This is a genomic window from Pedobacter cryoconitis (genome assembly GCF_014207135.1).
Classification (GTDB): Bacteria; Bacteroidota; Bacteroidia; order Sphingobacteriales; family Sphingobacteriaceae; genus Pedobacter; species Pedobacter cryoconitis_D.
Genome location: NZ_JACHCC010000012.1, coordinates 128795 through 140647, shown reverse-complemented (window position 1 = coordinate 140647; position 11853 = coordinate 128795). Strand labels below are relative to the sequence as shown.

10 protein-coding genes are annotated in these 11853 nt (G+C 40.3%); 3 read left to right on the top strand and 7 right to left on the bottom strand.

Annotated features, from left to right (window positions below; all coding sequences use genetic code 11):
* From HDF25_RS21185 to gatB, 7 genes are all read right to left on the bottom strand, one after another.
* Complete coding sequence (locus tag HDF25_RS21185) at positions 1-1356, bottom strand: sensor histidine kinase (RefSeq protein ID WP_184628398.1); 1356 nt, start codon at positions 1354-1356, stop codon at positions 1-3.
* A gap of 26 nt (positions 1357-1382) precedes the next feature.
* Positions 1383-2054, bottom strand: a complete 672-nt coding sequence (locus HDF25_RS21180) for a response regulator (RefSeq protein ID WP_184628397.1) — start codon at positions 2052-2054, stop codon at positions 1383-1385.
* A 183-nt stretch (positions 2055-2237) separates the two neighbouring features.
* Complete coding sequence (locus tag HDF25_RS21175; protein ID WP_184628396.1) at positions 2238-4028, bottom strand: chloride channel protein; 1791 nt, start codon at positions 4026-4028, stop codon at positions 2238-2240.
* Between the two features lie 12 nt (positions 4029-4040).
* On the bottom strand, positions 4041-4763 hold the full coding sequence (locus HDF25_RS21170; protein WP_184628395.1) for an RluA family pseudouridine synthase: 723 nt from the start codon (positions 4761-4763) through the stop codon (positions 4041-4043).
* A gap of 71 nt (positions 4764-4834) precedes the next feature.
* Positions 4835-5524 carry a response regulator transcription factor gene (locus tag HDF25_RS21165; RefSeq protein WP_184628394.1) on the bottom strand — a complete coding sequence of 230 codons (690 nt, stop codon included), beginning with the start codon at positions 5522-5524 and terminating at the stop codon, positions 4835-4837.
* A gap of 105 nt (positions 5525-5629) precedes the next feature.
* The gene (locus HDF25_RS21160; protein ID WP_260409431.1) at positions 5630-6760 is read right to left on the bottom strand and encodes a TlpA disulfide reductase family protein; all 1131 of its coding nucleotides are present in this window, start codon (positions 6758-6760) and stop codon (positions 5630-5632) included.
* A 26-nt stretch (positions 6761-6786) separates the two neighbouring features.
* Positions 6787-8250, bottom strand: a complete 1464-nt coding sequence (gene gatB, locus HDF25_RS21155; RefSeq protein ID WP_184628393.1) for an Asp-tRNA(Asn)/Glu-tRNA(Gln) amidotransferase subunit GatB — start codon at positions 8248-8250, stop codon at positions 6787-6789.
* Positions 8251-8392: 142 nt separating this feature from the next.
* Between gatB and HDF25_RS21150 the strand changes: the two genes are divergently transcribed.
* The 3 genes from HDF25_RS21150 (at position 8393) to HDF25_RS21140 (ending at position 11621) form a co-directional block, all read left to right on the top strand.
* Positions 8393-8950, top strand: coding sequence for a hypothetical protein (locus HDF25_RS21150; RefSeq protein WP_184628392.1), 558 nt, complete (start codon positions 8393-8395; stop codon positions 8948-8950).
* A gap of 116 nt (positions 8951-9066) precedes the next feature.
* Positions 9067-9483 carry a Fur family transcriptional regulator gene (locus tag HDF25_RS21145; protein WP_184628391.1) on the top strand — a complete coding sequence of 139 codons (417 nt, stop codon included), beginning with the start codon at positions 9067-9069 and terminating at the stop codon, positions 9481-9483.
* 92 nt (positions 9484-9575) lie between these two features.
* On the top strand, positions 9576-11621 hold the full coding sequence (locus HDF25_RS21140) for a heavy metal translocating P-type ATPase (RefSeq protein WP_184628390.1): 2046 nt from the start codon (positions 9576-9578) through the stop codon (positions 11619-11621).
* The last annotated feature ends 232 nt before the right edge of the window (positions 11622-11853 follow it).

Below are 11853 nucleotides of genomic sequence, written 5' to 3'. Positions count from 1 at the left end.
TTAACTTAAAGGCAAATATAATTGAAAAACAGTCCCCTGCCCCAGCTCGGATTTGATATTGATGCTTCCGTTATGTAACCGGACTACATTATTTGTCAGTGAAAGCCCAATCCCATAACCAGGAAAACCCATTGCATTGCTGGAGCGGTAAAAGGGCTGGAATATTTTATTCAGGTCACTCTCGGCAATCCCAATTCCACTGTCTTTGATAGTAATAATCACATGGCTGTTGTTATTACTCACTGTACAGTATACTTCTTTGTCTTCTGAAAATTTAACCGCATTTTTAAGGATATTACTAATGGCAATAAACAGCAGCTGTCGGTTTCCCAATAAGGTAATCCTGGACTGTTCTATAGTAAAATCGTATGCCACCTTTATATTTTCAACATGTGTCCTGAAAGCCAGTTCATCTACAATCTCCCAGATCAGCTCATCAACGCGGATTAACTGGAAATCTTTATTATCCAGATTGGTCTGCATCAGCTCCATTAAACTGTCAATAATGTAATTCAGTCTTTCCACACTGCTGACGATTTCTTCGAGGGTGTGTTTATATTCTGCGGGACTGCGCTCTTTAACCAGAGTGATCTCTGCTTCTCCCAAAATGGAGGTAATAGGTGTCCTGAGCTCATGTGAGGCATTGGCCACAAAAGATTTCTGGTTTTCGAAAGACTGCTCCAGGTGTTCGAGCAGCTGATTTATAGTAGAAGACAGATTATCAATTTCATCTGTTTTTGAAATATTGATAGGTAAACGGTGATGTAAACTTGATGCCCTGATCCTTTTGAGGTTGTCTGTTATCTTTACAATTGGAAAAATGGAGATATTGGCAAAAACACGGCCGATAAAAAATGTAATGAAAAGGGAAGTGATAAAAAACACGGAGATGATCAGTCTTAACTGTTCCATATCCTGCAAACCTCTTTCATCAATTGCCGAAACGACAATAATGAAGTTCCCCGAGTTATCCGGATAGTAGATTCCGGTAATCTGCATTTCACCCTGTCTGGCATGGAGAATCTTTCTTTTAACTACTTGTGAAAGGAAACTGCGTTTCCAGCCAACAGAACCTTCAGGTATAAATTTAGGCTGAAATTTATCATCGTAGATCCGGATGGATTCGCTGGAAAGGGACTGTGGGAATTTCTGACTGACTTTTCTGAAAGTATCTTTGGATAAATTGTCCTCTGCGAGGTAGAACTGGGCTACAATAACTGCCCGCTCATCTAATTTAGTGATAAAAGATTTTACGCGGTTATGCTCGACAAATACATAGATACCTGTTAATACTACCAGCAACAGGATAGCAAACATAAATGTAAACTGCAGAGATAGCCTGTTTTTAACTTTCATGAGGTGTACCCGCTTTTGCAAAATGATCAGTCTTTAATGATATATCCCATACCAATTACAGTATGTATTAATTGTTTCGCATATCCCCTGTCTACTTTTGCACGCAGATAGTTAATATAAACATCAATCAGGTTAGTACCTCTGTTAAACGAAATTCCCCAGACTGCTTCGGCAATATAAACCCTGGAAAGCACACGGTCTTTATTGGCCATCAGTACCTCAAGCAGGGTAAATTCTTTAGCGGACAGGAATATAGCTTTCCCATTACGGATAACTGTTTTTTTGTAACAGTCCATCTCCAGGTCATCTATTTTATAAATGGTGCCCGGCAACACCTGGTCACGGCGTCTGCCCAGGGCTTTGATACGTGCCAGTAATTCGGCAAAGTGAAAAGGTTTAGTCAGATAATCATCGGCGCCGTTTTCCAGACCCTGAACTTTATCATCTACTGTATTTAATGCGGAAAGCATCAGAATAGGTACTTCTTTCTTAAACTGTCTGATTTGTTTACAAACCTCATGTCCGTTAATGTATGGTAAAACAACATCGAGTATAATGAGTTCATAGTCATTTTCAAGGGCCATTTTTAAGCCCATATTACCATCATAAGCAACCGTAACAAGATTAAGCTGTTCTTCAAGCCCTTTTTTTATAAATGCTGCAACTTTGGGCTCGTCTTCAATCACTAAAATCTTCATAGCATTTTTTCAACAAAGATAGACCGCATAATCTATATGTGTATGTACATTAGAGAATTCTAATATTGATAATTAAATTATTCTCTAATGTATGCTTATTTACGGGATAAAAGACTTGTGAAGGGCTACGAAAGAAATCGAAAAAAAATCAGCACTGATGGTTTTCGAAATCAAAAGAGCTGATTACTCCATATAATCGGCCTGACGGCTCAATAAAGATCTATATTTATTAAACACTGCTGTTTTAGAAACGAAACCGATGTACTCGTCCTGTTCATTCAGAACAGGTAATAACCAGGCGTTCTCTTTTTCCATTTTCTTCAGCACAACTTTAAGGGAATCGTTAATGTAAACCAGTTCGGGAGCTGCCTGCATCAGGTCAAGGACTGTTAAATCAACATTAGAAGGATTATTAATTGCTTTTCTCAAGACGTCTTCCACATAAATCAGCCCCCTGAAAGACTTATCTTCAGCAACTACCGGAAATATATTTCTTTTAGACTGCAGGATTTCAGGCAGTTTTTCAGCAATAGTCTCCTCTTCATTTAACACGAGATAATCCTTCTCTACCAGGTATTTCAGCTTCATCATATGCAGCACAGTGGTATCCTTATCTTCGTGGGACATCAATTCACCGCTTTCAGCCAGTGGCTTGGTATAAATTGAATATTTATTGGTGCTTCTGTTAATCAGGTAAGCCAGTGCTGAAGTAATCATTAAAGGCACCATTAAAACATATCCGCCAGTAATCTCAGCAATCAGAAATATCCCTGTTAACGGAGCATGCATAATCGCGCTCAGGGAAGCGGCCATGCCAGCAACAATAAAATTAGAAACATTCACGTGAGCAATCCCCAGGGTATTGATGGTAAAGGCAAGCAGAAAACCAATCAGCCCACCCATAATTAAACTGGGTGCAAAAATACCTCCGTTACCTCCGGCACCTAAAGTAACCAGGGTCGCAGCGGATTTGGCAAAGACAGTAATCGCAGTAAATAAAATAACAACTGTAGGAATATTACTATAAGCAGAGAATATACTATTGGTAATTACAGCAGTATAATTTCCACCTAAAAGATTTTTAATGGTCACATAACCTTCCCCGTATAAAGTAGGAAATAAAAATACCATGGCGCCCAGTACAATACCACCTACTACTACTTTTTGATAAGGATGTTTGATTTTATAAAACGCTCCCTTGATGAAATAGTTGGCTTTGGTAAAATACATGGAGAAAAGACCAATCAGAACAGCCAGTACCACATACCAGATCAGTGAACCAAATTTCCAGCCTTCAGTAACCAGGAAAAACAGCTGCTCGTTATAAAAGAAACGGGCGACTACGGCTGCTGTAGCGGAAGAAAGTAAAAGTGGGATAAATGCCGGAATCGTAAATTCAGGTAAAAGGATCTCAATAGCAAAAACTATCCCTGCTATGGGGCTGTTAAATGCGCCCGCAATACCCGCAGCAGCACCACAGGCCAGCAACATGGTAGTTTCACGGTAAGAGAGCCCTAAAAAGCGTCCTACGACAGAACCAATCCCAGCTCCACTGGTTACAATTGGTGCTTCCAGCCCGGTTGAACCACCGAAACCTACAGTTAACGCAGCAGTGATGATCTGGGAATAGATATTATGGGGTTCTACCCTGCTTGATTTTTTGGAAATCGTGTAGAGTAAAGGGGTTAAACCAGTTTCAAATTTCCCCTTCCGGATAAAACGCCTGACGTACATCACAGAAAGTAATATCCCTATAAACGGGAATACCAGGAATAAATAGTACTTGTATTGCCAGTGAAAACCATCCTGCAGGAAATCTTCAATATGATGGGTAATGGTTTTCAGCAGCGCGGCAGCAAGTCCGGCTAAAACGCCAACTATCAGGGCCGCGATCACGAGGAAATTTCTGTTGGAAATTTTTGTCCTTCGGTATTGATTGAGGGTATCGAGATAGTTGACCAGTCTTACGTACATTCTATTGGGTATTTAGCAATCGAATTTATCTAATAATTTAATCAGCGTAGCAAAGTCCTTCGGATAAGGCGCATCGATTTCAATGTCCTCACCATCCAGTCCTTTAAATATCACATGTTTTGCATGAAGGGCAAAACGTTTCATAATAGGCTGTTCCTCGTCATCTTTCGCAATGCGGTATCCTTTTTTGATACTGGAAAGAAAAACAGGTTTACCTTTATATAGTGTATCTCCACAAATTGCAGCACGCTGGGTAGCCAGGTGAATCCTGATCTGGTGCATACGCCCTGTAATTGGCTTACATTCCATTAAGGTATAATGCCTGTAAAATTTGATGGAATTAAAAATGGTTTCTGCCCGTTTCCCTTCTTTACGATCAATGGTTACACTCCTGTTTCCGTCATTTAAGATCGGCAGGTCTATAAAAAGTTCATTAAAGGTAAACAACCCGTCAACAACGGCATGATACGTCTTTTTAACTTTTCGTTTTTCGAACTGCATAGATACAGAACGGTAAGCTTCCGGGTTTTTAGCAATTATAATAGCGCCTGAAGTTTCTTTGTCTAAACGGTGACAAACTTGTGCATCAGGCGAATATTGCTTGGCAAGGCGAAGTATATTAACTTCTCCGGAGCCGCCACGCTCGTCTAATGAGGCTACAAATGGCGGCTTATTAACAACGATATGATTATCGTCTTCGAATAAAATGAGGTCTTTGAATGAAGGATATTTCAATGGTGTGGATTTATAAAACAGTACAAAAGTACAATTTCATCCCATACCATTTGAAATAAGAATGTAAATGATTAAGAAAGTTCGAATTTATAGCCCACACCTTTTACAGTTGCGACGTAGGTTTCTCCTAATTTTTCTCTTAACTTACGGATATGCACATCTATAGTCCGGTTAGTTACCACTACTGAATCTTCCCAGATATTTTTCAGGATAGACTCTCGGGTGTATACCTTACCAGGTTTAGAAGCCAGCAGATACAGCAATTCAAATTCTTTCTTTGCCAATACTACTTTCTGCCCGCTCTGATAAACAAGATATGCCTCTCTGTCAATAACCAGATCACCGATTTCAACTTTGTTTTCTGAAATCTCGTCATTACTTACGTTTCTTCTGAGGATCGCATTAATACGGCTAACCAGGGCACGGGGCTTAATTGGTTTAGCTATATAGTCATCTGCACCTACGTTAAAACCAGCAATTTCAGAATACTCTTCACTTCTGGCTGTAAGGAAAACCATAAATGTGTTTTTAAATTCAGGAATAGCACGCATCAGACGACAGGCTTCAATTCCATCCATTTTAGGCATCATGATATCCAGTATAATCAAATCAGGATGCACTTTCTTTGCAACCGCTATCCCATCCTGTCCGTTACTGGCAAGGTAAACCTGGTAACCTTCTTTTTTAAGATTGTATTCAACTAACTCTAAAATATCAGGTTCATCATCAATTATCAGAATCTTTTGTTTTACGGCGCTCATGTGTTTAAATATTTGTTACGAAATTAAGTAATCATTTGCATAACTAGGTTAAACATGGGTTAACAAATTGTTAACGACACCTCATAGTTTAACATTGAATTAGGGTTAACGTAAAGTTTTATTCAAAAACTGATCGAGTTCTTCTGCTCTAAGGTTTTTAGCTATAATTTTACCTGTAGGATCCAGTATAAATGAGCTTGGAATAGCCTCAACCTGATACATTCTTACTGTAGGACTTTCAAAATCTTTTAATTCGCTGGCGTGTGTCCAGGTCAATCCGTCAGCAATTACTGCCTGTTTCCATGCAACCGGGTCTTTATCCAGGGATATACCAAGGATCGTAAACTTTCTGTCTTTATACTTATTATAAACCTTTACGACATTTGGATTTTCCTGTCTGCATGGCTGACACCACGAAGCCCAAAAGTCAAGTAAAACGTATTTACCTCTTAAATCTGATAGTTTAACGGTTTTACCATCGATTGTATTCATGGTGAAATCGGGAGCAAGCTGACCAATCTGTACAGATTTTAATTTCGCCATTCTTACCAGAAAGTCTGTGACAGCTTCATTTTTATTAAAATTGCTTTTGATTTTTTCTGAATAGGCAATTAATTCCTTTTCATAATCACTCGGGTTTAAAGAATTAATGGCATAAAATCCAGCCAGTGAATTGGTATTGTCCATCGCGAATTTCAAAATATAATTTACCAGACCTTCATTTTCTTTAATTAAAGCAGGTCTCATCTGGTTGGCTATCGCCTCTCTGTTTTGTGGCTGGCTGGTTACATTCTCTTCGAACTGTGCCTGTATAGCTGCAATTTTAGCAACATATTCATTTTTATTTTTATTCAGCTCTTCCAGTTTATCTGCTTCGGCAGCACCAGATAACTTATAGGCTAATGTCTTATCTGTCAGATCTGCTTCCAGTTTGATCATATCACCATTTTTCGCAATCAGCATGTATTCACTGTTGTCAATCTTGATTCTGAAGAAATCTACTTCAGGAGTACTTCTGCTAAACTTAAATTCTCCCTTATTAGATAATACAGTGGAATCCAATGCTGTCTCACTGGCTTTATTAATTCCATATAAATAAACTTTTGTCTGTGGTTTGGCATGTTCAAACTTACCGCTGATTTCAAATTTGGTATTGTCTTTACAGGCAACAAATGCAGCGCATACGACTAAAAGAGTGGCTATCTTATTCATTTGTGTGGTTATTAATGTCTTCATTATCCTTATACTTTATAAAGGTATTGTTATTTTAATTTTTCAAGCAGTAGTTCATTGATCTTCTGTGGATCTGCCTTACCCCTGGCCAGCTTCATCACCTCGCCTACAAAAAGTCCGAGAACTCCTTTTTTACCGGATTTATAAGCCTGCACCTGTGGTTTGAACTTTTCTATTACCTGATCAACGAAATCAGAAAGCTCATTATTGTTCTCCACGATCAGCAGGTTGAGTTGTCCGGCAAGATCAGCTGCATCTGATCCGGGGGCCTTCTGAATAGCCGGGATCAGTTGCTGCAAAGCAATCTGCTGCGTTATTTTTTTGTCTTCGACCAGATTAATGACTGCAGCAAGCTGTGCAGGTTTAACTTCAAATCCGGATATAGTCAGGTGTTGCTCATTCAATAATGCCCTAATCGGCCCGGTAAGCCAGTTAATCAGACTTTTAGGACTTCTGACCAGATTCAGGCCTGCATTGAGGTAATCGAGCAATGCAGTATCTTCTGTAAAAAGAACGGCCTCAGCATTACTCAGACCAAAATCTGCCCTAAGTTTTGCTGTAATTTCATTGGGCAATGCGGGCATTTCTGCTTTTAAAGCAGCCAGCCATTCATCTGATATATATAAAGGTGGCAGATCGGGATCCGGAAAATAACGGTAATCATTAGCCATCTCTTTAGTCCGCATTGGTGCGGTCGTTCCCTGATCGGCATCAAAAGTAAGCGTACTCTGAATAATTGTACCTCCGCCCGAAATGATCTCCTGCTGGCGATTAAATTCAAACTCCATCGCCCTGCGCACATTACGGATAGAATTCAGATTTTTCACTTCGCAACGGGTACCAAAATCTGTAGTTCCGTTTTCACGGATTGAAATGTTGGCATCACAGCGAAAACTACCTTCTTCCATATTCCCGTCACCTACGTTTAAGTGCCTTACCAGTTTTCTCAGTTCGGTCAGTAAAACTGAAGCTTCTTCAGCAGAACGGATATCTGGTTCTGTCACAATTTCGATCAGGGGTACTCCTGCTCTGTTCAGGTCAACAAAAGAATAGTTATCATCCTGATCGTGCAGACTTTTACCAGCATCTTCTTCCATATGGATACGGTTAATCCCTATCCTTTTTGTCGAGCCATCACTCAGTACAAGGTCAATGTACCCATTCTGACAAACCGGTTTATTATCCTGCGTGATCTGATAACCTTTGGGAAGATCGGCATAGAAGTAATTTTTCCTGTCGAAGTAGTTCGTCTGATTAATAGTACAGTGAAGAGCAAGTCCCATCCGGATTGCTTTCCCCACTACCTCTTTATTCATTTTTGGCAATGCACCTGGTAAAGCCAGTGAAACGGGAGAAATATGGGCATTGGGTTTAGCGCCAAACGCAGCGCTGTCCGAAGAAAATATTTTTGATTGTGTATTTAACTGAACGTGAATTTCTAAGCCGGATACCAATTCATATGCTGAGGGAGAAATAGCAGTTTTCGTACTCATTTAAAGGCAATAAATTAAAAAACATGGTGAATTACTGTCTCACAAATATAACCAAATAAGTTTATGCCAGCAGATTTAGGGAGCAATTATAATACTGGCACAAACTTTGACAATTCATATACACACACAAATTTGAGTTATTATGAAAAAATTACTTTTAATAGTTGCTATCGGGATTGCCACCCTTGCAGCTGCACCAGCGGCTAAAGCGCAGGTGAGTTTGAGTATTAACATTGGTTCACAACCGCAATGGGGCCCAAGGGGCTACAATCATGTAGATTATTATTACCTGCCTGATGTGGATAGTTATTATTGTGTACCAACGAGACAGTTTGTTTATTTAAGTGGAAGCAGATGGATATATGCACGTTCACTACCTTCGAGATACAGAGGTTACGATTTATATGGTGGAAGAAAAGTAGTCATCAACAACTATGCAAATCCGTGGAGAAGACATAATTATTACAGAACACAGTATGTAACAAATAATTACCGCACTGTAGACAGAAGAAATTATAACCGTGGTAATCATAATGGCTGGGACAGAGGAAACGGCCACAGAGACAATGGTAATCATAACGGATGGGACAGAGGAAATGGTCACAGGGATAATGGAAACCATAACGGCTGGGGAAGAGGAAACGATCATGGAGACAGAGGGAACCATGGTAACGGAAGAGGTAACAGAGAACGGGGTTAACAGATTTTACGAATAATTTACTGAAATAATCTGTCAGTTTTATAAAGTATCGCGATCTTTGGGTCGCGGTACTTTTTTTTTGAACTATTCACGTCCTGCAACAACAAAATCTGATCATGACTGAAAACATAGAGAATATCCTGACGCAAAAAGACATCAACCCTACTGCAATGCGGTTATTGGTTCTGGATTTCCTATTGAAACAAACAGCCGCAATCAGTCTGACTGATCTGGAGAAAGGATTGGATCCTTCAGACAGGATTACTTTATACCGTGCTTTAAAGAAATTTGAAGAAAAAGGTCTGGTCCATAGTATCGATGACGGTTCGGGGGCGACCAAATATGCTTTATGCGAGAATGATTGCGAAGCAGGCCATCATCATGACCTGCATGTTCACTTTTATTGTAATACCTGCAAGGAAACTTCCTGCCTGCCTAAACACCATATCCCACAAATTGCATTACCGGAAGGTTTTAAGTCTGAAGAGGTCAATCTGATCGTCAAAGGTGTCTGCAACAAGTGCGTCCGCTAGTTTGCAATGCTATTGCGCTGTCATTAATCGTACTTTTGTTCATCGAAACTGAGCTAAAAAACTTAGCTTGAAAAACCTTGACAAAATCTACTATGATAGACGAAAAAAATATAGGGACCTGCTGTGATACAGAAACAATTGTAATCGAAAAATCCGAAGCGGTACAAAAAGCAGAACATAAACCACATGTGCATAAACATGATGGCCACAATCATAGCCATGATCACGACCACGACCACGATCACGATCACGATCATGACCATGATCACGGCGGAGGTGAGAACTCTGGCTGGAAAGGTCAGTTACCTCTATTGTCGTCCCTGGCTATATTAGCAATCATGCTTACCCTGGAATATGGTTTCGCCATTAAACCAACTAATCTAGTGTCTTTGCTTATTTTTGGCGCAGCTTATCTGCTGGCTGGTTATGGCGTCTTAAAACTGGCTTTAAAAAAAGCTCTACGCCTGGATTTCTTTAATGAATTTTTCCTGATGAGTGTAGCGACTATTGGTGCTTTCGCGATTGGCTCTTATAGTGAAGGTGTAGCAGTAATGGTTTTCTATTCGATAGGTGAATGGTTTCAGGACACTGCCGTAGCCAACGCAAAACGCAGTATTAAGGCGTTACTGGACATCCGCCCGGATACAGTTGACGTGATCAGAGCGGGAAAAGTAGTTACAGTTGCGCCTTCGGAAGTGGCGATTGGCGAAATGATCCAGGTAAGACCAGGAGAGAAAGTTGCCTTAGATGGTGAACTGGTTTCCGAAAAAGGAACTTTTAATACTTCTGCAATGACCGGGGAAAGTAAACCAGACTCTAAAACAAAAGGGGAAAGTGTATTAGCTGGTATGATTAACCTGAACACTGCTGTTGAAATCAAAGTACTTACGCTATTTAAAGACAGTAAACTGAGCAGGATACTGGAAATGGTACAGGATGCAACCGCAAGGAAATCGAAAACTCAGTTGTTTATCTCCCGCTTTGCCAGGGTCTATACGCCTATTGTATTTGCTTTAGCCGTACTTGTCGTTGGCCTTCCCTATTTCTTTGTTACTGATTATGTTTTTGCAGACTGGTTATACCGTGGCCTTGTTTTTCTGGTAATCAGCTGCCCTTGTGCTTTGGTGGTATCTATTCCTCTGGGTTATTTTGGCGGAATAGGCTTAGCTTCAAAAAACGGCATCTTGTTTAAAGGATCTAATTTCCTGGATGTGATGACGACCATCAATACAGTGGTGATGGATAAAACCGGAACGCTGACCAAAGGGGTTTTCAAGGTACAGCGTATAGTAGCTGTTAACGGAGACACACAAGAACTGCTTCGTTTAGCAGCTGCTATCGAAAGTAAGTCAACTCACCCTATTGCAGTGGCAGTTACTTTACAGGCGGGCGATGTATTACAGAATACCATAATCGGTGAAGTTGAAGAAGTTCCAGGCAAAGGCCTTAAGGGCTTAATAGATGGCAGACAGATACTGGCTGGTAACACCAGATTACTCGATCAGTTTAACATCAGTTATGCTGATGAAGCCGCAAAAGAGGAAGATACAGTAGTAGTTATAGCTATAGATGGCCGTTATGCCGGTTTTATAACTATTGCTGATGAATTAAAAGAAGATGCTGTGCAGGCGGTGAAGGAAATGCATGAGATGAAGATCCGGACTGTCATGCTTAGCGGCGATAAACAGGCCGTTGTAACTAAGATGGGAAGATTACTGGGCATTGACCGTGCTTTCGGAGATCTGTTACCTGAAAACAAAGTTGAAAAGGTAGAAGCGCTTAAACAGGAAGGACGTCATATTGCATTTGTCGGGGACGGAATAAATGATGCTCCGGTAGTTGCACTGGCTGACGCTGGGATAGCAATGGGCGGATTAGGAAGTGACGCGACTATTGAGACAGCTGATATTGTCATACAAAACGATATGCCTTCAAAAATTGTAACTGCAATCAAAATAGGCAGACTAACCAAAAGTATCGTATGGCAGAATATTGCTCTGGCAATGGGCGTAAAAATTATTGTACTGATCCTGGGAGCTGGCGGCGTGGCCACACTATGGGAAGCTGTAATTGCGGATGTTGGAGTCGCTTTACTGGCTATCTTAAATGCAGTGAGAATACAAAAAATAAAGCTGTAAAATAAGGTTACCGTCTGGTTATTCTCTGTGTTGTGTTCGGTGCTGAAATAGGGTTGGTATAGCCCAGAGCTATACCAACCCTATTCCAGCACCGAACACAATACTGGTACAAAGCCCGGAAAGATCAGCATGTACTTACTCAAATCGCAGTCTCTGTTCTTAAAAACCCTCAAAATACAAATGGCCGGATAACCTTTTCAATTAGTTATCCGGCCAAATGACCATGATCAGA